This is a genomic window from Nigerium sp. (assembly GCF_039811905.1).
In the GTDB taxonomy this organism is placed as follows: domain Bacteria; phylum Actinomycetota; class Actinomycetes; order Propionibacteriales; family Propionibacteriaceae; genus Propioniciclava.
Genome location: NZ_JBDHZL010000007.1, coordinates 1 through 26,166 on the forward strand (window position 1 = coordinate 1; position 26,166 = coordinate 26,166).

The 26,166-nt window shown below is 71.4% G+C and carries 24 protein-coding genes and 1 tRNA gene; 11 read left to right on the forward strand and 14 right to left on the reverse strand.

The annotated features are described in order from the left end of the window. Together WMJ97_RS02940 and rarD are read right to left on the reverse strand one after the other, a co-directional pair. Positions 1-1,188: YihY/virulence factor BrkB family protein (locus WMJ97_RS02940; protein ID WP_347347467.1), on the reverse strand; the 1,188-nt coding region annotated here is incomplete at its 3' end. A 36-nt stretch (positions 1,189-1,224) separates the two neighbouring features. Then, on the reverse strand, positions 1,225-2,124 hold the full coding sequence (gene rarD / locus WMJ97_RS02945) for an EamA family transporter RarD (protein ID WP_347347468.1): 900 nt from the start codon (positions 2,122-2,124) through the stop codon (positions 1,225-1,227). Positions 2,125-2,217: 93 nt separating this feature from the next. Here rarD and dcd point away from each other — a divergent pair, with 93 nt between their 5' ends. Next, a complete protein-coding gene (gene dcd / locus WMJ97_RS02950) occupies positions 2,218-2,790 on the forward strand; it encodes a dCTP deaminase (RefSeq protein WP_347347469.1) in 573 nt (190 codons plus the stop codon). 7 nt (positions 2,791-2,797) lie between these two features. Here dcd and WMJ97_RS02955 read toward each other — a convergent pair whose 3' ends face one another. Then, a complete protein-coding gene (locus WMJ97_RS02955) occupies positions 2,798-3,448 on the reverse strand; it encodes a WHG domain-containing protein (protein ID WP_347347470.1) in 651 nt (216 codons plus the stop codon). A gap of 115 nt (positions 3,449-3,563) precedes the next feature. Here WMJ97_RS02955 and WMJ97_RS02960 point away from each other — a divergent pair, with 115 nt between their 5' ends. Next, positions 3,564-4,160, forward strand: a complete 597-nt coding sequence (locus WMJ97_RS02960; protein WP_347347471.1) for a hypothetical protein — start codon at positions 3,564-3,566, stop codon at positions 4,158-4,160. A 44-nt stretch (positions 4,161-4,204) separates the two neighbouring features. Here WMJ97_RS02960 and WMJ97_RS02965 read toward each other — a convergent pair whose 3' ends face one another. Then, positions 4,205-5,122 carry an aminoglycoside phosphotransferase family protein gene (locus WMJ97_RS02965; protein ID WP_347347472.1) on the reverse strand — a complete coding sequence of 306 codons (918 nt, stop codon included), beginning with the start codon at positions 5,120-5,122 and terminating at the stop codon, positions 4,205-4,207. 118 nt (positions 5,123-5,240) lie between these two features. Here WMJ97_RS02965 and WMJ97_RS02970 point away from each other — a divergent pair, with 118 nt between their 5' ends. The 5 genes from WMJ97_RS02970 to WMJ97_RS02990 all read left to right on the forward strand — a co-directional run bounded on the left by WMJ97_RS02970 (position 5,241) and on the right by WMJ97_RS02990 (position 10,235). After that, positions 5,241-6,098, forward strand: coding sequence for a site-specific DNA-methyltransferase (locus WMJ97_RS02970; protein ID WP_347347473.1), 858 nt, complete (start codon positions 5,241-5,243; stop codon positions 6,096-6,098). Between the two features lie 8 nt (positions 6,099-6,106). Next, the gene (locus WMJ97_RS02975) at positions 6,107-6,748 is read left to right on the forward strand and encodes a hypothetical protein (RefSeq protein ID WP_347347474.1); all 642 of its coding nucleotides are present in this window, start codon (positions 6,107-6,109) and stop codon (positions 6,746-6,748) included. Positions 6,749-6,823: 75 nt separating this feature from the next. Further along, positions 6,824-7,699: a hypothetical protein gene (locus tag WMJ97_RS02980; RefSeq protein WP_347347475.1), complete on the forward strand. Its 876-nt coding sequence runs from the start codon at positions 6,824-6,826 to the stop codon at positions 7,697-7,699. Between the two features lie 153 nt (positions 7,700-7,852). Next, positions 7,853-9,520, forward strand: coding sequence for a glucose-6-phosphate isomerase (pgi, locus tag WMJ97_RS02985; protein WP_347347476.1), 1,668 nt, complete (start codon positions 7,853-7,855; stop codon positions 9,518-9,520). A 37-nt stretch (positions 9,521-9,557) separates the two neighbouring features. Then, positions 9,558-10,235 (forward strand): ElyC/SanA/YdcF family protein, encoded by a 678-nt coding sequence (locus tag WMJ97_RS02990; RefSeq protein ID WP_347347477.1) that lies wholly within the window; start codon positions 9,558-9,560, stop codon positions 10,233-10,235. A 65-nt stretch (positions 10,236-10,300) separates the two neighbouring features. Here WMJ97_RS02990 and WMJ97_RS02995 read toward each other — a convergent pair whose 3' ends face one another. Then, complete coding sequence (locus tag WMJ97_RS02995; protein ID WP_347347478.1) at positions 10,301-11,122, reverse strand: aldo/keto reductase; 822 nt, start codon at positions 11,120-11,122, stop codon at positions 10,301-10,303. A 100-nt stretch (positions 11,123-11,222) separates the two neighbouring features. Here WMJ97_RS02995 and argS point away from each other — a divergent pair, with 100 nt between their 5' ends. After that, positions 11,223-12,860, forward strand: coding sequence for an arginine--tRNA ligase (gene argS, locus WMJ97_RS03000; protein WP_347347479.1), 1,638 nt, complete (start codon positions 11,223-11,225; stop codon positions 12,858-12,860). A gap of 113 nt (positions 12,861-12,973) precedes the next feature. Then, the gene (gene galE / locus WMJ97_RS03005) at positions 12,974-13,942 is read left to right on the forward strand and encodes a UDP-glucose 4-epimerase GalE (protein WP_347347480.1); all 969 of its coding nucleotides are present in this window, start codon (positions 12,974-12,976) and stop codon (positions 13,940-13,942) included. A 139-nt stretch (positions 13,943-14,081) separates the two neighbouring features. On the opposite strand, the gene WMJ97_RS03010 is transcribed toward galE, so the two are convergent. The 5 genes from WMJ97_RS03010 to WMJ97_RS03030 form a co-directional block, all read right to left on the reverse strand. Further along, positions 14,082-15,854, reverse strand: coding sequence for a PH domain-containing protein (locus WMJ97_RS03010; RefSeq protein WP_347347481.1), 1,773 nt, complete (start codon positions 15,852-15,854; stop codon positions 14,082-14,084). Further along, the gene (locus WMJ97_RS03015) at positions 15,851-16,354 is read right to left on the reverse strand and encodes a PH domain-containing protein (protein ID WP_347347482.1); all 504 of its coding nucleotides are present in this window, start codon (positions 16,352-16,354) and stop codon (positions 15,851-15,853) included. Before WMJ97_RS03015 ends, WMJ97_RS03010 begins: the two co-directional genes overlap by 4 nt. A 122-nt stretch (positions 16,355-16,476) precedes the next feature. Then, positions 16,477-17,142: a DUF1707 domain-containing protein gene (locus tag WMJ97_RS03020; protein WP_347347483.1), complete on the reverse strand. Its 666-nt coding sequence runs from the start codon at positions 17,140-17,142 to the stop codon at positions 16,477-16,479. A gap of 24 nt (positions 17,143-17,166) precedes the next feature. Beyond that, positions 17,167-18,486, reverse strand: coding sequence for a transaldolase (locus tag WMJ97_RS03025; RefSeq protein ID WP_347347484.1), 1,320 nt, complete (start codon positions 18,484-18,486; stop codon positions 17,167-17,169). Between the two features lie 183 nt (positions 18,487-18,669). After that, on the reverse strand, positions 18,670-20,514 hold the full coding sequence (locus WMJ97_RS03030) for a GAF domain-containing protein (RefSeq protein ID WP_347347485.1): 1,845 nt from the start codon (positions 20,512-20,514) through the stop codon (positions 18,670-18,672). A gap of 272 nt (positions 20,515-20,786) precedes the next feature. Here WMJ97_RS03030 and WMJ97_RS03035 point away from each other — a divergent pair. Next, positions 20,787-20,860 (forward strand) — tRNA-Gly (locus tag WMJ97_RS03035). A 70-nt stretch (positions 20,861-20,930) separates the two neighbouring features. Here WMJ97_RS03035 and WMJ97_RS03040 read toward each other — a convergent pair. Then, positions 20,931-21,572, reverse strand: coding sequence for a hypothetical protein (locus tag WMJ97_RS03040; protein WP_347347486.1), 642 nt, complete (start codon positions 21,570-21,572; stop codon positions 20,931-20,933). Between the two features lie 99 nt (positions 21,573-21,671). Here WMJ97_RS03040 and WMJ97_RS03045 point away from each other — a divergent pair, with 99 nt between their 5' ends. Further along, complete coding sequence (locus WMJ97_RS03045; RefSeq protein ID WP_347347487.1) at positions 21,672-22,322, forward strand: HAD-IA family hydrolase; 651 nt, start codon at positions 21,672-21,674, stop codon at positions 22,320-22,322. Between the two features lies 1 nt (position 22,323). Here WMJ97_RS03045 and WMJ97_RS03050 read toward each other — a convergent pair whose 3' ends face one another. The 3 genes from WMJ97_RS03050 to WMJ97_RS03060 all read right to left on the reverse strand — a co-directional run bounded on the left by WMJ97_RS03050 (position 22,324) and on the right by WMJ97_RS03060 (position 26,157). Continuing rightward, on the reverse strand, positions 22,324-23,829 hold the full coding sequence (locus WMJ97_RS03050; protein ID WP_347347488.1) for an acetyl-CoA hydrolase/transferase family protein: 1,506 nt from the start codon (positions 23,827-23,829) through the stop codon (positions 22,324-22,326). A 144-nt stretch (positions 23,830-23,973) separates the two neighbouring features. Continuing rightward, positions 23,974-24,837, reverse strand: coding sequence for a D-hexose-6-phosphate mutarotase (locus WMJ97_RS03055; RefSeq protein ID WP_347347489.1), 864 nt, complete (start codon positions 24,835-24,837; stop codon positions 23,974-23,976). A 123-nt stretch (positions 24,838-24,960) separates the two neighbouring features. Continuing rightward, a complete protein-coding gene (locus tag WMJ97_RS03060; RefSeq protein WP_347347490.1) occupies positions 24,961-26,157 on the reverse strand; it encodes a DUF1015 domain-containing protein in 1,197 nt (398 codons plus the stop codon). Positions 26,158-26,166: the final 9 nt, after the last annotated feature.

Sequence of the window (26,166 nt, forward strand, 5' to 3'; positions counted from 1 at the left end):
GCTAGTCGAGGTGTCCGGTGTGGGGCCGTTCCGGCGCGGCCCGCGGAACCGGATCCGGTCGGCCTTCTCGACGAAGCGCTGCTGCGTCCGCGCGGTCGCGAGGATCACGCGGTCGTCGCGGGGCGGCAGCAGGATGCGGTCGGCGGCGTCCAGGCCCGCCTGCAGCTCGCGGACGCGCTCGAGCTCGGCGTCCACCCGCGCGCCGAAGAGAAGAGCCAGGTTCACGATCCACACGCCGAGCAGCAGGACGATCACGGACCCGATGACGCCGTAGTACGCGTTGAAGCGCCCGAATCGGTTCACCCACTCGGAGAACGCGACGACGGCCCCCGCCATCACGGCGAGGGCGAGCACCGAGCCCACCGTGATCCAGCGGAAGTGCGGCTGCCGCACGTTCGGCGTCGCATAGTACATGAGCGACGTGAACACGATCGCCGCGATGCCCAGGATCGGCCACTTGATCCAGCGCCAGAGCTCCTGGGTCTCCGCGCCGAGGCCGACGGCGTCCCCGACTACGCGGGCGATGTCGCCCGAGAGCAGCACCGTGAGCATGGCCAGCGCCGCGAAGACGAGCGTGATGACCGTCAGCAGCAGGTTGTACGGGATGATCTTCCACAGCGGGCGTCCCTCGGCGACGCCGTAGATCTTGTTCATCGCCCGGCCGAACCCGGCCACGTACCCGCCCGCCGACCAGACCGCGATCGCCAGCGAGAACGCGAGCACCCAGCCGGCGCCCGCGGTCGTCGCCAGGTTGCGGATCGGGTCGCCGACGAGCTCGACGACGGACGCCGGGGCGTGCGCGCCGAGGAAGTTCACGATCCAGTTCGTGGCGGCCCGGCCTTGCCCGACGACGCCCAAGGCCGACACCATCGCGAGCAGCCCGGGGAACAACGACAGGATCGCCGAATAGGTGAGGGCGCCCGCGGCGTCGATGTCGACGTCGGTGAGCATCGACCACCAGGCCCGCCGGAACACGTAGCGCCACGACCGGCCTCGGATCTCGACGACCCGCTGCGGCTTGCGCGGATCGTCGGGCTCGGGGGCCTCGTCGGCGTTGGCGATGGTGGCCGCCTGCTCGTCGTCGACCGGGACGGTCTCGTCGCCGACCCAGACCGTGTGCTCGCCGCTCGGGGGCGCGTCGTTCTCCGGGATGTTCCCGGCCTGGCTAGGGCGCTCGTCCGCGCTCATCCGCACCTCCGCGGGTGGGTGGTCCTGAGGCGCATGCTACTTGCTTCGGCGCCCGGCGAGGGTGAATCGCAGGTACGCGGCCGACCCGAGCCAGACCAGCACGAGCCCCGCCCAGTACGACGGCGTCACGCGCTGCCCGAAGACCGTGATGCCCAGCAGGAACTGGCACGTCGGCGCGATGTACTGCAGCATGCCCACGATGCCGAGCGGCAGCCGCCGGGCGGCGACGGCGAACAGCCACAGCGGCGTCGCGGTGAGGACGCCGGAGAGCGCGAGCAGCCAGGGCGACGCGGGCGTCGCCGTGAAATGGGACGCCCCGGTGGCCGCCAGGACGCCGAGGTAGCCGGCCGCGGCCGGCGCGAGCACGAGCGACTCGGCGAAGAGGCCCTCCAGCGCCGGCAGCGTGAGCCGCTTCTTGACGGCCCCGTACAGGCCGAAGCTGAAGGCGAGCACCAGCGAGATCCACAGCGTCCGCCAGTTGCCGGCCGCGATGACGACGACGCCGGCCAGGGCGAGGAGCCCGCCGACGAGGGCGCCGCGTCCGACTCGTTCGCCGAACAGCAGGACGCCCAGCGCCACGTTCACCAGCGGGTTGATGAAGTACCCGAGGGACGCCTCCACCACGTAGCCGGATAGCACCGCGACGATGTAGGTCAGCCAGTTGATCGCGACGAAGACCGCGGCGGCGACCAGGGCGAGCCCGCGGCGTCCGGCGAAGGCGGCGCGCAGCCAGCCCCACGGGTGGCGTAGCGCCAGCAGCAGGACGGTGACGAACACCAGGCTCCACACGATGCGGTGGGCCAGGATCTCCAGCGGCAGCGCCGGGCGCAGCATCGCGAAGAACACCGGGAACACGCCCCACAGCAGGTACGCGACCGCCCCCGCGAGGAGCCCGGCGCCCTGCTCGGGATGGGCGGGCTCGGGCTGGGGCGGCATGGGGCCCACTCAATCACAACCGCGCGGGCCGTCCCGAACCGCCCGGACGGCCGCGAACCGCGTGGGCAGGCGTCCGGCCGCTAGGCTCGCGGTGTGCTGCTCAGTGACCGCGACATCCGCGCCGCCCTGGACGCCGGCCGCATCGCCCTCGACCCGTTCGACCCCGCGCTGGTGCAGCCGTCGAGCGTGGACGTCCGGCTGGACCGGTTCTTCCGGCTGTTCGACAACCACAAGTACCCCCACATCGACCCGGCGGAGGAGCAGCCGGAGCTCACGCGCCTCGTCGAGGTGGACGCCGACGACGCCTTCGTGCTGCACCCGGGCGAGTTCGTGCTCGCCAGCACCGTGGAGCAGGTGACGCTCGGCACCGACATCGCGGCGCGCGTCGAGGGCAAGTCGTCGCTGGGACGCCTCGGGCTGCTCACCCACGCCACCGCCGGCTTCGTCGACCCGGGGTTCACCGGGCACGTGACGTTGGAGCTCTCGAACGTCGCGACGCTGCCCATCAAGCTGTGGCCGGGCATGAAGATCGGGCAGCTCTGCTTCTTCCAGTTGTCCTCGCCGGCCGAGTTCCCCTACGGGTCGGGCGAGCGAGGCTCCCACTACCAGGGGCAGCGGGGGCCCACGGCGTCCCGGAGCTTCGAGAACTTCCGCCGCGGCGTGTGAGCCGCGCTCAGGCCGCCAGCGCGCGGGCGCCCGCGAGGCCGCGGAGGAACATCTCCTGGATGCGGCGGAACTGCTCGCCGGCGTCGGTCAGCAGGGGCGTGCCGGAGATCTCCAGGGTCACGAACCCGTGGACGGACGACCACAGGGCCAGGCACAGGTCGTCGAGATCGATGTCGGAGCGCAGGAGCCCGTCGCGCTGAAGCGCCTCGGCGACCGCGGCGAGCGAGCGCGGACGCCGCGTCGCGGCCGCGTCGGCGCCGCCCTCGTCGTCGCAGGCCTCGGGGGAGCCGCCCTCCGGAAGCACCTCGGACCGCGCGCCCGTCATCGCGGCGCCGAACATCACCTGATACAGCGCCGGGTGGGCGAGGGCCCAGTCGCGGTACGCCTCCCCGAGCACGAAGAGCGTCTCCATCGTGGGGTGGTCGGTGACCACCGCGTGCTGTGCCGCCTCGAAGCTCGCGTACGCCGACTCGATGACGGCGGCGATGAGCTGGGGCTTGCCCCCGAAGATGGAGTAGATCGCGTTGGTCGACGTGCCCTGGGACGCGGCGAGCTCGCGCAGCGACAACTCCTGTGGCCCCTGCGAGGCCAGCCGCACGGCGGCGGTGTCGACGAGGCGGTCGCGGAGGTCATCCGGATAGACTTTGGGTCTGGGCACGGGCGCGACTGTAGCCGACCTCCGCGACAGAGCGAACTTTGGGTGTCGCGGTTGCCTTCACATTCACTCGCCCCGCGGCGGCCGGTGAACAAGCGTGCAAGGAGAGGCTTTCGGGATGGTGGATTTTCGGCGCCGACGCGCGGGCGGAGGCGTCCTGCTCGGGGCGCTTCTCCTGGCGACCGGCTGCACCCCGGCGGCGCCGCTCACCCCGAGCGCGAGCCCGACGGCCTCGCCCACCGCGGCGTCGGCGACGCCGGCGGCTCCGCTGGACGTCCGGTCGGCGGAGGAGGCTGCCTTCTCGATTCCGTCCGGACGCATCTGGTGCGTCGTGACCGCCACGGACGCCTCCTGCCTCATCCCCCGCGGCTACACCGGGCCGGCGCCGAAGCTGTCCGAGCCGTGCCCATCGTGGGAGTCGGAGGGGGATCTTCGCCCCAACACCCTGACGCTGACCGCGTCGGCGAAGCCGGCGTGGGTCTGCATGGACGACCAGGTCGCCCGCCCCATGAAAGACGACCCCGCGAGCGGGTGGCAGCGCGGCTACGGCACGTGGGGGCGCGTCGACGGCCAACTCGTCGCCGTCCTCCCCTCGGGCAAGACCCTCAAACACGGGGCGTTCACCTGCACCAACGAGGGCCCGGCGGTCCGGTGCGCCCACGCGGATTCGGGCCACGCGTTCACGCTGTCCCCGGGCGCGGCGACCTTGACGTAGCCGCCCGGCGGGCGGCCCGAGAATCGCGGACGCCGGCGGCGTCCTCAGGCGGTCAGCAGCGCGGACGCGTGAACCGGCTCGGCGAGCGTCTCCCGGAGGGCGTGCTCCCCACAGCGGCGCAGGCCCGGCTCGTCGGACTCCAGGGCGAAGATCAGGCCGAGGTGGATGGCCCACGCGCGGGCGCGATCCCAGGTGGCGGTGTCGAAGCGGCCGTACAGGTTCGTCCGGTCGACGAACACCCGCCGGGCGGGCGCATCGAACGTCAGCCAGGCCGTGGCGAGGTCGCACGCCGGGTCACCGGCGGTCAGGTCGCCCCAGTCGATGACGCCCGCGAGACGTCCGTCGTCGTCGAGGATCATGTTGTACGGGTGCGGGTCACCGTGCAGCCAGACGTCGGGGGAGTCCCACTCGGGGGCGTGCCGCCAGGCGTCCCAGCGCTCGGTGAGCGCGGCACGCGGGCCGTCCTCGAGGCGCGTGAGGCGCTCGCGGACGCGCTGGTCGAGCTCGGGCCGGTCGATCGACATGCCCCGCACCGGGTTCTCGGGGGCGCCGAGCGGCGCGGGCGTGTGCAGCGAGGAGAAGAAGTCGGCGAGCGGTTCGGCGGCCTCGGCGCGCTGCTCGACGGGCAGTTCGCCCGCCGGCGTCCCCGGGACGAACGCCACGATCGCCCACGGCCACGGGTACCCCTGCCCGGGGGCGCCCTCGAAGGCCGGCACCGGCGTCGCGCCCCACAGGTGCGGCGCGATGGTCGGCAGCCAGCGAAGCTCGTTGCGGATCAGGTCGACGGCCAGGCGGCGCCGCGGCATCCGGATCAGCAGCGAATCCCCTAGCCGGAAGTGCACATTGTCCCACCCGCCGCGAAACGGCGTCAGGGGCAGGTCCGCCAGACCAGGCGACTGGGCGCGCAGCAGCGCGCGCACCAGGTCGAGGTCGATGGGGAGATCTGCAGGAGGCGTGGGCACCCATCTATTGCAACCCCGAGGTCACGATTCGGCCAAAAGCGTTGCCCCGGGTTGCCGGTGACACGCGTGTCGCGGTTGACTGCGCGCGATCAGCGGGGCGGTGGGCCAGAATGGCCGGGTGAGCGGCCCCGACGATCTCCCCCCGGACGCCGGCGAGGTCGTCCTGGGCGACAACCTCGACGTGCTGGCGGGCTTCCCGGACGGCTCGTTTCAGCTCGTCTACATCGACCCGCCGTTCAACACGGGGGCGCGCCGGACGCGCCGCGCGATGAGCGTCCGCGCCGACCCCGACGGCGACCGCACGGGCTTCGCCGGGCGCCGCTACCGCACCGAGCCCGGCGAGACCCGCGCCTACGCCGACACGTTCGCCGACTATCGCTCGTTCATCGAGCCCCGCCTGCGCGAGGCGCGCCGGCTGCTCACCGCGTCCGGGACGCTCTACGTCCACATCGACCAGCGCGAGTCGCACTACTGCAAGGTGCTGCTCGACGAGATCTTCGGCCGGGACGCCTTCCTCAACGAGATCATCTGGGCCTACGACTTCGGCGGACGCGCCCGCGACCGCTGGCCGGCCAAGCACGACACGATCCTGGTGTACGTCAGGACGCCCGGCGCCCACTTCTTCGACCAGGACGCGATCGACCGCATCCCGTACCTCGCGCCCGGCCTCGTCGGCCCCGAGAAGGCGGCCCGCGGCAAGCTGCCCACCGACGTCTGGTGGCAGACGATCGTCGGCACGAACAGCCGCGAGAAGACCGGCTACCCGACGCAGAAACCCGAGGCGATCCTGCGGCGGATCGTGCAGGCGTCCAGCCGGCCGGGGGACCGCGTCCTCGACTTCTTCGCCGGCTCCGGCACGACGGGCGCCGTCGCGCGGGCGCTCGGGCGCAGGTTCGTCCTCGTGGACGACAACCCGGACGCCGTCGCGGTCATCAGGCGACGCCTCGGCGAGGACGGCGTGGCCTACCTGCCATGATGGGCAGCATGGCGACACGCTCCGACGAACTCTCCGAGGCGCTCGGCGGGCAGAGGCTGTTCGTCGAGGTGCCCGACGCCCTGGCGGACTGGATCCCCGCGTGCGAGGTCGTCGTCCAGGAGCGCCTCGCCGCGTTCGCGCTCGGCGCCGCGCGCCTGGAGGATCTGCCCACCGCGCTGGCCTTCTTCGGACGCCGTGCCCGCGTCGGCGTCCACGGAGCGTCGACCCCCCAGCAGGTCGCGGACGCCTTCGGCGCCGGCGCCCACTTCGTCACGTCCCCGGTGTGCACGCCCGACCTGCTGGACGCCGCGGGCGGGCGTCCGCTCGTCGTGGGCGCCCTCACGCCCACCGAGGTGGCGATCGCGGCCGGACAGGGGGCGATGGCCGTGCAGATCATCCCAGCCGACGTGATGTCCACCGCCTACTCGCGCGCGCTGCTGCCCCTGTGCCCCGACGTCCCGATCGTCGCGACCGGGCGTCTCGAGCGCTTCCAGGCCGAGATGTGGCTGGACGCGGGGGCGGCCGCCGTCGGGCTCGTCGAGACCGCCGTCAAGGCTGAGACTTCTCAGGGGATTTTCCCAGATGTTCAGGATCTCGACGAGGCCAGGCGCCGCTGCCAAGCGTATGCAGATCTGGCGATGCTCAACTAATCAATTTGTTACCTGAGAGATTCTTAGTTAGATTGGTCCGCGGACCGCATCACCACACTCGCTGGAGAATCCCTCATGAACGACGCCCTCGACCCTCAGGCTGCCGAAAACGTGGCCCCCGACCACGAAGACGCGCAGGCCGCCGGGGTGGCCCCGAAGCGCTCGAAGCTCCGCTCCATCATCGCGCCGGTCGCGGTCGCGCTCGCCCTGACGGGCGGCGCGGGGGCGTTCCTCGTCGTGCCGCAGGGCACGCAGAACCTGGACGCCGTCGCCCCCGTCGAGCAGCGCGCGGCCAGCCTCTCCCGCGACGTCGAGCGGACGCCGCTGCCCGCCGCCTCGAAGCCCGCCACGTCCGTTAGCCCGGCCGTCGTCGCCGACTGGTCGAAGGCGTCCGTGAAGGTGTCGCCGAAGCCCAAGCCCACTGCGGAGGCCACCGCCGTCGCCAAGAAGTCCGCGCCGGCCAAGCAGGCGGCGTCCACGAAGAAGGCCACGGCCAAGAAGGCCACGGCGAAGAAGGCCGCCACGAAGACCTCCGCGAAGAAGGCCGCCACGACGAAGGCGGCCGTCTCGTACGCCGCGCCGAAGAAGTCCACGGTCGGCTCGTCGGCGGGCCGCGCGCTCGGGCTGACGCCGTTCGCGTCCACGGTGTACGCGGACGTGCGCTCGAACTTCTCCGGCATCAAGTCCGCGGGCGGGTACCGCTCGACGAGCCGGTCCGTGCACCAGTACGGCCGCGCGATGGACCTCATGCTCACTCCCGGCAAGCAGTCGGCGCTCGGCTGGGCGATCGCCCGCTACGCGGCCGCGAACGCCGGCCGGTTCAAGATCGACCACATCATCTTCGAGCAGAAGATCTGGACGCCGTACCGCCCGTACTGGCGCCCGATGGAGGACCGCGGCAGCATCACGCAGAACCACTACGACCACGTGCACATCGCGACGAAGGCCTGAGGGCCTCGCGGCGGGCGTCCCGCCCAGCCGCACCGCATCGCGCGCGACGGCCGCGTCCCGGTAGGGGCGCGGCCGCCGCGCGTCGGCGTCCGGGGGGATGAACGTTCAGCGACGGGCTCCCCGGGGCCGGACCGGCGCCGTTAGGCTGCCGGTATGACTCTTGATGTGACGACCACCCAGGCATGGGCGAAGCTCGGTGAGCTCGCCAAGACCTTCGAACCGGACTTGCGCGGCTGGTTCGCCGACGATCCCGACCGCGTCGCCTCGCTCACCCGCACGGCCGCGGATCTGCATGTCGACCTCAGCAAGAACCTCGTCGACGACGAGGTGCTGGCCGCCCTCATCGAGCTCGCCGACGAGGTCGGCCTCGCCGAGCGCCGGGAGGCGATGTTCTCCGGCGAGCGCATCAACGTCACCGAGAACCGGTCGGTGCTGCACACCGCGCTGCGGCGTCCCAAGACCGACACCCTCGTGGTCGACGGGCAAGACGTCATCGCCGACGTGCACGCGACGCTCGACAAGGTCTACGCGTTCGCCGACAAGGTGCGGTCGGGCGCGTGGACAGGCGTGACGGGCAAGCCCATCACCACCGTCATCAACATCGGCATCGGCGGCTCCGACCTGGGCCCGGTCATGGTCTACGAGGCGCTGAAGCCGTACGTGAAGCCGGGGCTGGAGTGCCGGTTCGTCTCCAATATCGACCCGACCGACGTCGTCGAGAAGACCGCCGGGGTCGACCCCGAGACCACGCTGTTCATCGTGGCGTCCAAGACGTTCACCACGCTCGAGACGCTCACGAACGCGCGCATGGCGCGCGCCTGGCTGCTGGACGCCCTCGAGCAGGCCGGCGCGATCGACGGGTCGGACGCGCAGAAGTCCGACGCGATCGCCAAGCACTTCGTTGCGGTGTCGACGGCGCTGGACAAGGTGGCCGACTTCGGCATCGACCCCGAGAACGCGTTCGGCTTCTGGGACTGGGTCGGCGGCCGCTACTCCGTCGACTCGGCGGTCGGCACGTCGGTGGCGGTCGCGATCGGCCCCGAGAGCTTCTCCGACTTCCTGGCGGGCTTCCACGCGATCGACCAGCACTTCGCCGAGGCCGAGTGGGCGCAGAACGTGCCCGCGCTGATGGGCCTGCTGAACGTGTGGTACCGCAACTTCCTGGGGGCGACCTCGCACGCCGTCCTGCCGTACGCGCAGTACCTGCACCGCTTCGCGGCGTACCTGCAGCAGCTCACGATGGAGAGCAACGGCAAGGGCGTGAAGGCCGACGGCAGCCCGGTCGACACCGACACGGGCGAGGTGTTCTGGGGCGAGCCGGGCACGAACGGCCAGCACGCGTTCTACCAGCTCATTCATCAGGGCACCCAGTTGATCCCGGCCGACTTCATCGCGGTGGCCACGCCGGCGCACCCGATCAAGGACGGTGGGCAGGACGTCCACGAGCTGTTCCTCGCGAACTTCTTCGCCCAGACGAAGGCGCTGGCCTTCGGCAAGACGGCCGACGAGGTGCGCGCCGAGGGCGTCGACGAGAAGCTGGTGAGCGCCAAGGTGTTCAAGGGCAACCGGCCGACGACGTCGATCATGGCCCCCGAGTTGTCGCCCAAGGTCGTGGGCGAGCTGATCGCGCTGTATGAGCACATCACGTTCACCCAGGGCGTCGTGTGGGGCATCGACAGCTTCGACCAGTGGGGCGTCGAGCTCGGGAAGGTGCTGGCGAAGCAGATCGTCCCGGCGATCGGCGGCGACCAGGCGGCCCTCGACGGGCAGGACGCCTCGACCAAGGCCCTCATCGAGTACTACCGGGCTCACCGCTCCTGACCGGGCGGGGGTCGTGGGCGTCCTCTAGGATGGGCGCGTGAACGAACCGAACGCGCGGCGCCGACCGGGGCACCGCGCGTTCGGCGTTGTCGTGGGCGTGTTGGTGGCCGGGGCCCTCGCGGTGGGCGCGCCGAGCGTGTTCGGCTGGTGGGCGTCCCGGGGTCGCGTGGTGCCGGTAGCGGACGCCCCGGCGCGCGACGTCGCCGTCATCCTGGGGGCCGAGGTGTACCCGTCGGGGACGCCGTCGCCCTACCTGCGCGCGCGGCTCGACCTGGGCGCGGAGCTGTTCCGCAGCGGGCGGGCGCGCGTCCTGATCGTCTCGGGCGACAATGCGCCCGACCATAACCGCGAGACCGCGTCGATGCGGGCCTACCTGGAGGCGGCGGGGGTGCCGGCGGCCAAGATCGTCGAAGACGAGGCGGGGCTGGATACGTACGACACGTGCGTCCGGGCGCGGGACGTCTTCGGCGTCCACGAGTTGCTGCTCGTCAGCCAGGAGTACCACCTGGCCAGGGCCGTCGCGACGTGCCGGGCCGTCGGGGTGGACGCCGTGGGCGTCTCCGACACGTCGGTGCAGGGCATCTCGAACTTCTGGGCCTACGGAACCGCGCGCGAGTACGCGGCGAACGTGAAGATGGCCTTCGACGTGGTGAGCCGGCGCGCGCCTCGGCAGGAGCCGCCGTCCGACGCCGTCCGCGAGGCGCTGCGCGCCTGAGCCAGGAAAGCGAGGACGCCGCGGGCACGAGCCCGCGGCGTCCTTCGTTGGTCGTCGAGCGCCGGTCAGGCGCCGAAGATGCGCGGATCGGGGCCGAGCCGGTTCTTGCGGTTCAGCTTGATCATCTGCTTCATCTGACCCTCGGTGAGCTCGAAGTCCCAGATGTCGAAGTTCTCCTCGATGCGGGCGGGCGTCACCGACTTCGGGAACACGATCACCCCGCGCTGGATGTGCCAGCGCAGGATCACCTGGGCCGGCGTCTTGCCGACCGACTCGGCGATCTCGAGGACGGTGTCGTTCTCGAGATCCTCACCGCGGCCGAGCGGCGACCACACCTCGGTCTGGATGCCGTGCGCCTGGTTGATCTGGCGCAGATCGAAGCGCTGGAAAGTCGGGTGCGACTCGATCTGGTTGACCGCCGGCACGACGCCGGTCTCCTCGATGACGCGGAGCAGGTGATCCTCGTTGAAGTTGGAGACCCCGATCGAGGTGGCCTTGCCCGCATCGCGCAGCTCGATGAGCGAGCGCCAGGCGTCGACGTAGGCGTCCTGGCTGGGCACCGGCCAGTGGATCAGGTACAAGTCGACGTGATCGACGCCGAGCCGGGCCAGCGACTCCTCCAGGGCGGCCGGCGCGTCGCGGTGACGGTCGTTCCACAGCTTCGTGGTGAGGAAGACCTCCTCCCGCGGCACCCCCGACTCGGCGATCGCCTGGCCCACCTGCTCTTCGTTGCCGTAGATGGCGGCCGTGTCGATGTGCCGGTAGCCGACCTTCAGGGCGTGGGCGACGGCGTCCACGCATTCCTCGGGCTTGGCCTGCCACACGCCCAGCCCGAATTGGGGGATCGTGTGGCCATCGTTCAGTGTGATCTCGGGGACATCGGTCATCGCAAGCCTCTTCGTTCTCCTCGTTGGGACGCACGGCGTCAGGTCATCACGGTCTCACCCTGAACCTTAGTGCCCGTGGCCTCGTGAAAGAATGCTGCCCATGTTGTCTCTGCTCTCGGTCCTGACCAACCGTGTCCAGGACGCCGCCGGCATCGATCCTGAGATGCGTCCGGCGACGAAGCCCCAGTTCGGCCACTTCCAATCCAACGTGGCCCTCCGGCTGGCCAAGAGCGAGGGACGCCCCCCGCGCGAAGTCGCGCAGGGGCTGGTCGAGCGCATCCAGGTGGACGATCTGTGCGAGCCCCTCGAGATCGCGGGGCCGGGGTTCATCAACTTCCGGATCCGGCCCGAGGTGCTGGGCAGCGTGGCCACCGAGCTGCTGGACGACCCGCGGACGGGCATCGAGGCGTCCGAGACGCCCGAGACCGTCGTGATCGACTACTCCGCGCCCAACGTGGCGAAGCCGATGCACGTCGGCAACCTGCGCTCCACGATCATCGGCGACTGCTTCAAGCGCATCCTGACGGCCCAGGGTCACACCGTGATCGCGCAGAACCACATCGGCGACTGGGGCACCCAGTTCGGCATGCTCGTGGAGCAGATCATCTTCGAGGACGCCGACACCTCCGCCATGACGCTCGACGATTCGGTGGCGCTGTACCGGCGCGCGCAGGCGCACTTCCGCGCCGACGAGCAGTTCGCGGACGCCTCCCGGCGCCGCGTCGTCGCGCTGCAGGCCGGCGACCCCGAGACGCTGCGCATCTGGCGCGACCTCATCGAGGTGAGCAAGAAGGGGTTCAACGAGGCGTACGCGCGGTTGGGCGTCCTGCTGACCGACGACGACCTGGCGGGGGAGTCGACGTACAACGACGCGCTGGCGGGCGTCGTGGCCGACCTCGAGTCGCGGGGCATCGCGGTCGTCGACAACGGGGCGCTGTGCGTGTTCACGCCGGGGTCGTCGACGCCGATGATCGTCCGGAAGTCCGACGGCGGCTACGGGTACGCGACGACCGACCTCGCGGCGATCCGGCACCGGGTCGACGACCTGCACGCCGGGCGGATCATCTACGTCGTCGGGTCGCCGCAGGCGTTCCACTTCGAGCAGGTGTTCGCGGTGGCGCGGATGGCGGGGTATCTGCCCGACGGCGTCCGGGCGGAGCATGTGGGGTTCGGGTCGGTCCTCGGCAAGGACGGCCACATGCTGCGCACCCGCGAGGGCGGCACCGTCACGCTGACGTCGCTGCTGGACGCCGCCGAGGAGGTGGCCGCGCGTCCGGTCGCGATGGCCGCGGTGAAGTACGCGGACCTGTCGAACTCCCTGCACAAGGACTACGTGTTCGACGTCGAGCGCATGACGGCGACGACCGGCAACACGGGCCCGTATCTGCAGTACGCGCATGCGCGCGCGAGCCGCATCCTGCGGAACGCGGACGACCAGGGCATCGCGTGGACGCCGCAGGTGAGCGTCCTGGATGAGCCGGCCGAGCAGGCGCTCGCGCTGCTGCTGTCGCGGTTCGGCGAGACGGTCGCCGAGGTGGGGGAGGTGCTGCAGCCCCACAAGCTGTGCGGCTACCTGCACGACCTGGCGACGGCGATGAGCGTGTTCTACGAGCAGTGCCCGGTGCTGAAGGCCGAGGGGGACGTCCGGTCGTCCCGGCTCGCGCTGTGCGCGACGACGAAGAAAGTGCTCGCCGCGGGGCTGTACCTGCTCGGCATCGAGGCGCCCGAGTCCATGTGAGCGGGCGGGGGTGTGGGCGTTTCTACCTGACGTTCTCCACCCTCTGAGGTGGAGAACGTCAGGTAGAAACGTCACACGGGCGCGGGGTGGCGTCCGCGCATTAGGATCGCCCCATGACGACGTGGCTGGTGACGGGCGGAGCGGGGTACATCGGGGCGCACGTGGTGCGGGCCTTTCAGGCGGAGGGCATCACGCCGGTGGTGATCGACGATCTGTCGTCCGGGCACCGGGAGTTCGTCCCCGAGGGCGTGGAGTTCGTCGAGGGCAGCATCCTCGACACCGATCTCGTCGCCGAGACGCTGACGCGCACCGGCTGCGCGGGCGTCATGCACATCGCCGGGTTCAAGTACGCGGGCGTGTCGGTGGAGCGTCCGCTGCACACGTACGCGCAGAACGTGACCGGCACGGTGTCGGTGTTGGACGCCATGGCCCGGGCCGGCGTGGACGCGTACGTGTTCAGCTCGTCGGCGTCCGTGTACGGGACGCCGGACGTCGACATCGTCACCGAGGATCAGCCGCTGCACCCCGAGTCGCCCTACGGCGAGACGAAGCTCATCGGCGAGTGGCTCGCCGCGGACGCCGTGCGCGCGCGTCCGGCGCTGCGGGCGGTGTGCCTGCGGTACTTCAACGTCGTCGGCTCGGGGACGGACGAGGTGTACGACTCGAGCCCGCACAACCTGTTCCCCCTGGTGATCGAGGCGTTGCTCGCGGGGAAGACCCCGCACATCAACGGCGACGATTATGCGACGCCCGACGGCACGTGCGTGCGCGACTACGTCCACGTCGCCGACCTGGCGATCTCGCACGTCGCCGCGGCGAAGGCGCTGGCGGACGGCCGGGAGCTGCTGTCCGCGTACAACCTCGGCTCGGGCGACGGGCTGTCGGTGGCGCAGATCATGGACGCCATGGCCCGGATGACCGGCCACGACTTCGTCCCGACGGTCGGGCCGCGGCGTCCGGGGGACCCGGCGCGGATCGTCGCCGACGGCACCGCGGCCGCCCGCGACCTCGACTGGACCATGCGGTGGACCGTCGACGAGATGGTGAAGTCCGCCTGGTCGGCGAGGGTCGCGCACTCCTAACCCTTGCCGCAGGCGGCCCACCGACGTTTCACCGGCGCTCATCCCACCTCGACGACGTTTCCCGACCTTGCGCGTGCAGCAGCACGCGCAAGGTCGGTTTTGGTCTGCGAGGTGAGGTTCATGGGGCGCCCCGATGCTGCTAGGGCTGCCCCGGCGCCCGACGCTCGTCGTCGGTGTCGACCGCCGGCAGCGGGGCCTCTGCAGGCTCGTGTGCCGGCGTGGGTCCGGCGGGTAGCTGGGCTGGGCCCGGCGCGGCGGCGTCAATCGAGGGTGAGCCCGATGCTGCACGGTCGGGGACGAACAACTCACTCGTCCGCGCGTGCTTGGCGCGCGCCATCTCGTCGAAGACGAGCGCGCGGGCGCGGTCGGCGTCCAGATGGCCGACGACGTTGCCGCCGAGCAGCTCGGTCGTGTCGAACGTGACTGACGCCAGCCCCCAGCGCCGGTCCAGCGGCCCCTGGTGCAGGTGCGCAGACTGGAGCCGCGCGTGCGGGACAATCGTCTCCCGACGCGAGAACCAGCCGCCGCGCGTCACGACGACCTCGTCGTTCTGCGCGTAGCCCATCCAGCGGTACGTCAGCGGATCGAGCCAGCGTGCGCGCGGGGCGGGGCCGGAGAAGCGCAGCCCGCGCAGATCGAGCCCCGGCCAGACGGAGTGCACGGCGATGTCGACCTGCCGGGCGTCCCCGATCGGCAGCAGCAGCGTGCTCGTGTTGCCTTCGCCGTCGATCGCGAGACCGAGGACGGCCACGTCCACCTTGTACCGCTTCAGCCATCGCCACAGGATCGGCTGGCTGATCTTGATCGACTGCACTCGGTGCACCGGGATCGTCTGGCTGCGCAGCGACGTCAGCCCCCGGGTGATCCGCAGGCCGGAATGCGTGTCGGCCAGCGTGTAGTTGAACTGGTTCACGACCCGCGACATCAGGAACCCGCCGATGGCCAGCAGCATCGGGATGAACCCGCCCCCGACCAGCACCGGCTCATCGATCCACACGCCGATCACCACGGGCACGACGAGCGCGAGCACGAGCAGCCACAGCTCCACCGACAGCAGGGCCCCGACGAGCAGTTCGCCGGGGTTCAGCCTGATCAGGACGCGGTCCTCCGCGCTCAGATCGCTCCAGCGGGACGCCGCGGCGCGCCCGGGCGCACCGGCGGCAGTCGGCGGGTGAGGGCTCGCCGCAGGAGCGCCCGGGTGGATCGGGACCGCGGAGAGATCGGGGCCCGGGACGCTGTGTCCCCCCGGCTGACCGGGCGTGCCCTGCGGCTCCGGCTGGGCCAGGACGCCGGACGCCTCCTGCGTGCCCGGCCCTTCCTGCGTGCCCGGCGCCGGAGTGCCCGGCCCCCCGGACGCCCGCGACGCTCGCGCCCTCTCCAGGAGGAACCCACGGATCTCGTCGGCCCGCCTCCGCGTCAGGAACGACAGCTTCGTGCTCGCGTCCGCCCCGACGTCCACGGTCAGCTCGGCCAGCCCGAGCAGCCGGGCCGCGAACGGCTGAGTGAGGTCGACGGACTGGATGCGGCTGAACGCGATCCGCTTGCTCTCGGTGAACGCCCCCGTGTTCTCGATGCGCAGTTCGCGGTCGTCGATGACGAACTTGGTTGTCCACCAGCGCCAGTAGCCGGCCAACAGGCCGAGCCCCACGCCGGCGAACACGATGAGCCAGCCGAACGGGATCTGCCCGAGGTGGCTGAGATCGCGGAGGCGTCCGCTGTTGCCGGGCAGCAGCTCCTGCACCACGAACCAGGCGATCGCGACCACGCCGATCCACAGGTGCACCAACGGGCTGGCGGGATGCGCGCGCTCGGACACCACGACCCGCGCGGGCGGGCCCGACGTGGGCCCACCGGACGCCGGCCGCTCATCAGGCCGCTCAGCCGGACGCTCGGGCTGGGAATGCTCGCTCACAGGCCCGACCCCGGGGCGTCCGAGAGGTCGATGAGGCGGTCGCGAAGCGCGACCGCGGCGTCCGACGGAAGGCCGGGAATCTTCGCGTCCGACTGCGGGCTCGCGGTGACCAACTCGACCGTGGCGAGGCCGAACGCCTTCAGCAGCGGCCCGGACGACACCTTCACCATCTGCAACCGCCCGATCGGCACGACGATCAACTCGCGCCACAGCAAACCCTTACGGACGCACAGGTCGGACTCCCGCTCCGCGTACCCCCACGACTCGACCCACCGCCGCGCCCGGCTCAGCCGCCACCCCAGCCAGATCAGGCCGACCCCCGCGAACGCCGCGGTGAGCCAGACGAGGTGGAAGATCAGCCACGACCCGACCGCCAGCACCCCGAAGAAGAGCACGCTGGACACGAGCGAGCCGAGCCGCACCACGGCGATGTAGCGAGGCGACAGGCGTTGCCAGGCGGACGAGGGAGGCGCGAACGGAGCGTCGGTCGACAGGGCCATGGGCCCACCCTAGGCGACGCCTCTGACACTGAGGGACCACCCCAAGTCCAGACCCCCGGCTATCCTTCGTCGACCGAACCGCCCGATCGTCCACTCCCGACCCAACCGCCCGGACGCCGCCGTCAGTCGTCGGCGCTCGCGGCCGGCCTGCCGCCCTTGACGGTGAGGCCGCCGAACGCGACGAACCCCCGGACGACCACCGTCGGCGCCCCCGGATCGGGGGGCGGCAGCCGCTTGGTGTCCGAGCCGCCGAAGACGGCGATCGTCTGGTTGTCGACGTCGACGCCCTCCGGAACCTTCACGTCGATGCCCCCGAACATGCAGAAGACGTCGATCTCGCAGACGTTCGACTCGAAGACGGCCTCGCGCAGGTCGATGGTGTTGCCGCCGAACATGACGAAGTCGGAGATCCGGCGCCGGGCCCGGCGCAGGCGCCGGTCGCCCCCGCCGAAGACGGCGAAGAGGGTCTCGCTGCTGCTGTTCGCGCCGCGGGTGTCGATCGTCCACGCCCGCCCCGGACGCCGCTCCGCCGCCCGGGGCGCCTGCGGCCGTTCGGGCAGCGGGCCGAGGTCGGCGGTCAGCGGCTCGAGCTCGCCGAGCGTGCGGGCACGCATGGCCTCGTCGAGCCGGGTGTCGTGTTCGTCGCGCGTGAGGCGTCCCTCGGAGAACGCGGCGCCGAGCGCATCCGCGACGCGCTCGCGATCGGCGTCCGAGGCGCGGATCAGCCCGCGAGGCGTCCCCTCGCGCCGGGCCGGGTACGGCTCGAAGGGCTGCTGGTCGTTGGTCATGGCACTACGGTACGGCCTCGCGCGTCACCCCTGGCCCCGGGCGGCCCCCAGCAGGCGGCGCTGGTGGCTCACCACGTGGCTCGAGGACGCGAACTGCGCCAGGGACGCCGGCTCGGCCGTCACCACGACCCGGCCCACCAGGTCGGCGAACTCGGGCTCGGCCAGCATGAGGTCAAGGTCGGGGTAGAGGGCGTCGCCGTCGAGCGAGCCGACGATCAGGCGGGTCTCCGGCAGGTTCGCCTGCCGCAACGCGCGCAGGTTGTGCCGGACGCCGTCCAGCCCGCGATCGCCCTCGGAGTGGAACCTCCGGTAGCGCACGAGGCGCTCCGCGGTCGCGCGGACGTCCGCGAGGTCGCAGCCGGCGTCCCCGGACGCCAGGTGGTCGTGGGCGAGCAGGTACGCGCGCAGCTCGACCAGCGGCTCCTCCTGGCGCGTCGCCTCGTACCGGGCCAGCAGCTGGGCCAGCCGCGTCGTCTGGGCGAACCGCCCGCCGACAAGGCAGGTGACGAAGGACGGACGCGCCTGCAGGGCCAGCTGCGCCTGGTGCGGCTCGAACATGAGCGTGAAGTTCACCCGGAACCCCTGCTCGCGCAGCTTCAGCGCGAGGTGGTGGCCGGCGAAGGCGTCCTCGGGGGACGCCTCGGACCAGCGCCGGTCGAGGCGTCCGTCGCCGGAGAGCAACTGGGTCGCGTTCGACGCGTTCACCGGGCCGGTGGGCGGGACCGTGATGACGACCCGCCAGCGGGAGAGGATCTCCCGGTACTTCTCGGCCTCGTCGAGGATCCTCGCGAAGTCGGGATCGAACGGATTCTCCAGCGCGACGCAGACGTCGGCCCCCGGGCCGAGGACGCGGCCGATCTCGGACAGGACCTCGTCTCGGGTGCGGAACTCGCCCCCGCCGTTCGCCGCCGCGTCGTTCAGGAATCCGTCGACGAGGCCCAGGTCGCACGTGAGATTCGCCAGCAGCGGCGCGACGGGCTTCAGGGCGCGGGGGTTCGCGGTGTCCGCCGAGAACAGCAGCTTCGTGGGCCGCGGCTCGCTGTCGGCGCCGAAAGCGATGTCGCGCACCAAGTCGGCCAGCACGACCTCGTCCCCGGTGCGGCGCAATTCCACCCGGAACCCCGGCGGCGTGTGACCCGGCTGGGTGGGGAAGTAGGTGACGACGTCGACGAACTCGCGCGTCACGCCGAGTCGCGTGGCGGTCGCCAGGTCCTCCTGGGCCGCGCGGCCGACCCTCAGGCCGGCGATGCGCTGCACGTGTTCCTCCTCGCCGCGGACGGGTGGGAGCCCCAGGCTCTGCACGGTGGTGAGCGGGCTGCCCAGCTCGAAGGCGGGCGAGGACATGATGGACGCTCCTTGGTGAGGGTGCCGGTGTTCGGCCAGGGTGCGGCCGACCCTGACGAGCCTAGGAATCGGCGAACGCCCCCACCATGGGGAAAAACCCGCCCCCTGGTCTGGGGGGCGGGTGGGGGGAGGGGAAGCGCTCCTGCCTGCGGGTTGAGTCCGGCGGGGACGCGTAGCTCCTGGTCAGCCCGGCGGTGCGGGGCTGCGCCGGGCGACGAGCTCGGTGCGGCTGCGGGCGTTGTCCTTGCGGAGCACCGCGCTGACATGCTTTTCCACGGTCTTGACCGAGATGCCCAGCCGGCGGGCGATCTGCTTGTCGGCCAGGCCTTCTTCCACGAGCCCGCGCACCTGCGCCTCGCGGGGGGTGAGGCGCAGGTGCAGCTCGTCCTCGGCGAAACCCCCGAGGGATTCCAGCACCGATCCGCCCATGACGGCCTCGCCCTGGGCGGCAGCGACGACCGCGCGCCCGAGGGAGCGCGCGTCGGCGTCCTTCTCGAGCAGCCCCCGGACGCCGTCGGCCGCCCATGCGCGCAGCTCGGCGTCCGTGGTGGACCCGTCGAGCATCCCGACGACGGCGACGGAGGCGTCGGCGTCCTTCACCGTCGCGACCAGGCTCTTCGCGCCCAGCCCCGGCAGCCGGACGCTCGCGACCACGCCGTGCGGGCGCAGCAGCCGCACGGCGTCGACGAGGGCCGCGGCGTCCGTGACCTCGGCCACGGCCTGCGCCCCCGGCTCGCCGACGTCGAGCATCCGGACGAGGCCGGCGAGCATGGCCGGCTGGTCGTGCGCGACGACGACGCGCCAGCGTGGGCTGTCGCCCAGGTCCTCGGGCCCGAGCAGGTACGGCAGCCGCGCCTGCACGCGGGTGCCCCAGCCGAGCGTGGAGTCGATGCGCAGGCTGCCCCCCAGATGGGACGCCCGCGCGACCAGTCCTGCGAGGCCCCGGCCGCCCGGGGGGCGTCCGTCGACGATATCGAAGCCGCACCCGTCGTCCTCGACGATGATGTCGAGGTAGGCGTCCGCGTAGACGAGGCCCACCCGGACGCTCGCCGCCTGCGCGTACCGGACGACGTTCGCCAGCGCCTCCTGGACGACGCGCAGCGCATACAGGCCCACCTCGGGCGCCATGTCGCGGCGCTCGCCGAAGACGCGGAACGGGCAGGCGATGCCCGAGGTGGCCCGCAGCCACTCGACCTCGCAGCGGACCGTCTCCTCCAGCGGGCGGTTGTCGGGGGCGCGGGGGGCGAGGCCGAACACGGCGCGGCGGCCCGCGTCCAAGGCCTGGTGTGCGGCGACCTGGGCCTCGCGGATCGCCGCGCGGGCCTCCGGCAGCAGGCCCGGCAGCGTGTGCGCGCGCTCCAGCTTGAGCAGCGCGGACGCGAGCCCGCGGCCGACCGTGTCGTGGATGCGCATCATCGAGCGCTCCCGCTCGGCGGCGACGGCGGCGCGCGCGGCCCGGTTGGCCGCGTCGGTGTGCAGACGGGCATTCGCGATCGCGATGGACGCGTGGGTCGCGAAGAGCTGCAGCAGTTGGGCGTCGTCGCGCGTGAAGCGGCGGGTCGAGTCGGCGGCGAAGACGATGCACGCGCCCAACAGGTTCGCCTTGAGGCGGATGGGCGCGGCGATCACCGCCCGGTCGAAGCGCTCCTCGTCGGGCGTCAGGTGGCCGCGCGGGACGCTGGCGTAGCTGTCGAACATGATCGTCCGGCCGGCGCGAGCGACCGCGCCGGTGATGCCCTCGTCGAGGGGGTACACCTGGCCGGTCGTGTGGGCCTCGTCGAGGTCGATCTCCGTGGTGTGGGTGCCCGCGGCCTGATCGATCAGGCAGATGGACCCGCTGCGGCACTGCAGCAGCTCGGCCGCGCTCTGCAGGACGCGCCGCAGCAGCGGGCGCAGGCTGAACTGGCCGGCGAGTTCGTCGGCGAGGGCCGCGAGCGTGTCGAGCGGCGTGCGCTCGGGAAGCACCGGGTTCGACAAGCCGAGCCAGCGGGTCTGGATGGGCTCGTGGCGCGGGGGCGCGTCGACCACGGTGACACCTCCTCCCCGACACTCCGGTCGGATACTGACAGTTAATCAGGAGTGCATGCTTCGGCGCTGTCCCCACTTTTGCCGGTTTCCGTCTAGGGCCATCCCGACATGTCCAGGGACGTCCAAGATCCCCTTGGATGCTGGACATTGCATAAGTGGACGTGGGCGGCGTGGAGGGCGATCGCCGCGCCGCGCGGCGGCCTCGGCCGGGCTCGGCGTGCATCGCCGACGGCGGGCGGCTATGCTATCGGGGTGCTCGGGGAGACCCCGACGCGGGCGTAGTTCAATGGCAGAACAGCAGCTTCCCAAGCTGCTAGTGCGGGTTCGATTCCCGTCGCCCGCTCCATGTGCGCAGGTCGATTCCAGTCGCCGACACCTGCGGGCGAAAAAACGCTCCCCCCGCCGATGGGCCTGCCTCAGCGATACCGCGGCAGCGGGCCGTAGAACACCGGGCCCGGATCGTCCGGACGCGGCACGTACCGCCCATGCTCGGCCCACCGGGCCGAGAACCGCCGCAGCGGCGGCGTCCACAGGGCCAGCGCACCCAGGCCGATCGCCGCGATGGACGCCGTCGCCAGCGGGTTGATCATCAGCATGGTCGCCGACGCCGCGAGCGCGATCAGCGCCCACCAGCGCGGCCAGCGGAACCCGCGCCACGCGTAGTGCCCGACGATCACCGCGAGCGTCGCCACGGTCATCGCCAGCGCGAACTGGGCGATCACCAGCACGATCCGCACCGAGTCGCCCGGCTGGTTCGGCACCGCGCCGTTCAGCCACGACGAGGTCGGGAAGTTGTTCCGCATCTGCCGGGCCTCGGGCGGCCCCACCGGACGGTCGATGCACGTCCACATCATCTGCAGCAGCCCCGACACGGCGAGCACGGCGCCGACGAAGAACAGCGCCGCCACCGCCCACACGTACCACGGACGCCGCGGCTCACCCGTGCGCGGCGACAACCCGGCGTCGGACGCCTCGACCACCGCGTGCGCACCGCCGGCGGCCTCGGGCGCCCGCGCCCTCTCGGACGCGCGTGCGGCGTCCGTCGTTGCCTCGCTCATCGCCCTCCTCGCGCCCGGCAGCCATCGATCTGGCGCCCAGTCTAGGGCGGCCGGCCAGAGGCGTCCGGACGCCACGTTCCCCACCACTAGGGTGGGCGGGTGAGTTCACCGCGCTGGCCCGTCGTCCTGTTCGACATGGACGGCACCGTCATCGACACCATCCGCCTCATCATCGACTCCTACGTCCACGCGCTCGGCACGATCGGCGAGCGCGCCGAGGAGCCGCTCATCCGCACCTGGATCGGCCGGACGCTCGCCGACGTCTTCGTCGAGCGCTACCCCGACCACGCGGACGCCCTCGAGGCGACCTACCTGGAGTGGAACCTCGGCAACATGGGACGCCTCGTCCGGACGTACCCGGGCGTCCCCGAGTTCTTCGACGCCTTGGACGCCGCCGGCGTCCGCTTCGGCATCGCGACGGCCAAGCGCCGCACCTCGGCGCAGGCGACGCTGGACGCCGTCGGCCTCGACGGCCGCGTCGACCTGCTGGCCACGATGGGGGACACGGCCGAGCACAAGCCGTCCCCGCAGCCGCTCCTCTTCGCGGCGTCCAAGCTCGGCATCGACCCGGGCGACGCGGTCTACGTGGGCGACGCGATCTACGACGTGCGCGCCGCGAAGGCGGCGGGCATGGCGTCCATCGCGGTCAGTTGGGGCGCCGGCGTGCGCGACGACCTCAGCAACGAGGGCCCGACAGCCATCGTCGACACCGTCGACGCGCTGCGGGCCCTCGTGCTGGGCGCGGACTAGATCACGGCTTCATCGTGCCCGTCTCGATCATGCGGACGTGCCAGCTCAGCGCCTCCTTCAGGATGTGCGGCGTGTGCTTGCCCTTCGCGACTGACAGAGCCCGGTCGTAGTAGTCCTGCAGCATCGGCTTGTAGTCGGGATGCGCGCAGTTCTCGATGATCTTCTGGGCCCGCTGCTTCGGCGACAGGCCGCGCAGGTCGGCCAGACCCTGCTCGGTGATGATGACCTGCACGTCGTGCTCGGTGTGGTCGATGTGGGACGCCCACGGCACGATGCACGAGATCGCGCCGCCCTTGGCCGTCGACGGCGTCACGAACGAGCTGATGAACGCGTTGCGCGTGAAGTCGCCCGAGCCGCCGATGCCGTTCTGCATGCGCGTGCCCATGATGTGGGTCGAGTTCACGTTGCCGTAGATGTCGGCCTCGATGAGGCCGTTGCAGGAGACGACGCCCAGCCGCCGGATCAGGCCCGGGTTGTTCGAGATCTCCTGCGGCCGGAGCACGATCTTGTCGCGGTAGTAGGCCGCCTTCTCGTTCATCTTGTGGGCGGCCTCGGGCGACAGGGAGAAGGCGGTCGCCGAGGCGACCGTCAGCTTGCCGGAGTCGATCAGGTCGATCATGCCGTCCTGGATCACCTCGGTGTAGGAGGTGAGCTTCTCGAACGGGGAGTCGAGCAGGCCCGCCAGCACGGCGTTCGCGATGTTGCCGACGCCCGACTGCAGCGGCAGCAGGTTCTTCGTCATGCGGCCCGCGGAGACCTCCCCCTCGAGGAAGTCGAGCAGGTTGCCGGCGATCTTCTTGCTGTCCTCGTCCAGCGCCTTGAACGGGCTGTTGCGGTCGGGATCGCTGGTCTCCACGACGGCGACGACCTTGTCGGGATCGATCGAGTACGTGGTCTCGCCGATGCGGTCGCCGGCGCCCAGCAGGGGGATCGGGTTGTTCTGGCCCGGCAGCTTCATCGAGTAGAGGTCGTGCATGCCCTCGAGTTCTTCGGACTGCCACGAGTTCACCTCGAGGATGATCTTCTCGGCCTTCTCCAGGTACACGTTGTTGTTGCCGACCGACGAGCTCGGGACGACCGAGCCATCCTCCTTGATGGCGGTGACCTCGATGATCGTCACGTCCAGCGGGCCCCAGAACCCGGCGCGGACCTGCGGCCCGGAGTGCGAGAGGTGCACGTCGTAGTACTCGCTGACGGCCGCGTTGATCGCGTTACGCATGTGCGGGTCGGACTGGTACGGCATCCGCATGCTGATGCCGCCGGTGTCGGCCAAGGCGCCGTCGAGCTCAGGAGCCGTGGAGGCGCCGGTGAAGACGCCGATGCGGAACTCTTCGCCCTTGTCGTGCGCCTCGCGAATGCGGGCGGCCAGCGCGACCGGCACCTCTTTGGGGTAGCCGGAGCCGGTGAACCCGCTGAAACCGACGTTGTCGCCGTTCTTGACGAGCTTGGCGGCCTCATCGGCGCTCATGATCTTGTTACGGAACTTCTCGCTGCGGATGCGCGACATCAACTTCCTCCCTGAACCGATGCTGATACTGCGTAGGGTAGCGGGCCGCGGTGACGCTCGTGGGGGCTACGGCATGACCACACGGCCGCGGACGCCCAGCAGGGGGCCGCCCGAACGGACGACCCCCTGCCGAAGAGCACCTTGTCAGCCGAGAGCGATGCGCTGGCGCATGGCGTGCGTCTCGCCGGGACGCAGCGTCACCGCGTCGCCCAGCACGTTCGCCGTCTCGATGCAGATCATCCCGGTCCACTCGTCGTCGCCGAAGTCGGCCATCGCGGCGGACTTCTCGACCCACGGGTTCCACACGACCGTGTTCGCGGAGCCGGTCTTGCTGATCGTCAGCGTCCGGTCCAGCACCGGGTCATGCAGCGTCACGGCGTCGGCGTGCTGGTAGACGCGGTCGGTCTCGCCCGTGATCGTGAGCGGGCCCGTCTGGGTCGCGTCGAGCGAGCTGGCCCCGCCGGTCTTGTCGAGGTACGCGCAGCCGTCGAGGCCGTCGATGCTGATCTGCCGGACGTCGCCGACGCTCAGGTAGGTGTGGAACGCGCTCTCGAAGGTGAACGGCGCATCATCGTCGTTCGTCACCATCATCGAGATCTGGAGGTACTCGGGGGTGAACTTGGCCCGGAGGTAGGCGGTGTATTGGTGATCGAAGCCCTCGCCGCGCGTCATCGCGTCGTCGAGTTCGTACTCGATGAGGAGCCGACCGTCCTGGTCGATCGTGTCCTTCACGTTGCTGCGGTGCCACGTGTCGGTGCGACCGAAGCCGTGTGGGGGCTGCTGGGTGCCATCGGGCCCGCTGGCGAACCACGGGAACACGATGGGGACGCCGCCACGGATCGGCTTGCCCTCGGCGAACTGCGACTGGGCGCTCATCCACAGGATCGGCTTCGCGCCGTCCGGCTGGTAGGCCCAGATGTGGGCGCCGTGATCGAAGATGCCGTAGTGGCCCGACCCGGGACGGGCCTCCACACCGCGAAGTGGGTTGCCGCTCTCCTCGTAAGACATGAGTACCCCTCCTTGGGTTTCGCTCTTGTCGGGTCAGCCTAATCCGCCCCGAGGGCCGGTGCGAACGAAACGGCGACGCGCCGCGAACGCACCCTTTCTCGCCGGGCGAGGACGGCGTCCGCCTCAGTCGCGGGCGGGGAGCGGCTCGGTCGGCCGGGCGACCAGTCCGGTGCGCAGCTTCGGCGTGAAGAACGTCGATTTGGGCGGCATCAGCAGCCCGAAGCGGGCGGTCTTCTCGATCTCGGCGAGCGACGTCGGCCGGATCAGGACGGCCGCGGACGCCTCCCCGCTGCGCAGCAGGCCGAGCACCTGGTCGAGCCCGTGCTGGTACGCCACGGACGCCTGAGTGCCCGCCAGCGCGTGCTCCAGGTAGGCGCCGTCGAGCTCGCGGATGCCGCCGAAGGCATCCTTCTTCGGGGTGAGCCACGCGGCCTCGTCGCGGGTGAGGAAGAGGAGGCGTCCGTGCTCGACGAGCTGGGCCAGCGTCCCGGGCGTCGGGTGCGGCGCCTCCTCGATCTCGAAGGACGCCGCGAGCGCCTCGCGGACGGCCGCGGCGTCCACGCCCGAGTAGGCGCGGTGGATCGCCTCGATGGAGAGCTGGTCGTCGACCAGCTCGTTCACGAACGCCAGCGTCTGCTCGGCGGGGGTGTCGGTGCGTCCGGTCGCCCCCCGGACCTCGTCGCGGTAGGTGCGCGAGATCGCGTAGCGGTGATGGCCGTCGGCGATCAGGACGTCGTCGGTGGCGACCAGCTCGGTGATCGCCGCGAGCCGCTCGGGGTCGGTGACCCGCTCGACGACGTGGGTGACCCCGTCGACCTCGAGGCGTCCGACCTCCTCGCCCGGCTCGGTCAGCAGCGTGGTCAGGCCCGTCGCCAGCGAGAGGCCCCACACGGGGGAGAGGTTGGTCGCGGTGGCGATCGTGAGGTCGAGCCGGTCGGTCTTCGCCTTGGGCGTCGTGCGCTCGTGCGGCAGGACGCCGCCGGCCCCCTCGTCGACGACCTCCAAGCCGCCCAGGACGCCGACGATCGTGCGCGGGGCGCCCGTGGCGTCGGTGAACGACATGCGATAGATCGTGAAGCTCGGCTCGTCGTCGACCGTCAGGACGCCCTCGTCGAGCCACGCCTGCCAGGCCTGGGCGGCGCGCTCGTAGCGGTCCTCGCCGCCCCGGGGCACGTCGACATGCACGATGTTGTGGGGGTCGCGCGCGGCCAACGCGTCGACGTCGGCGTCCGAGAGCACGTCGTACGGCGGGGCGATCACCGCGTCCAGGTCGACGCCGGGGGCGTAGCGGACAGCGGGGAACGGCAGGAAACGCGGCATGGCCGACAG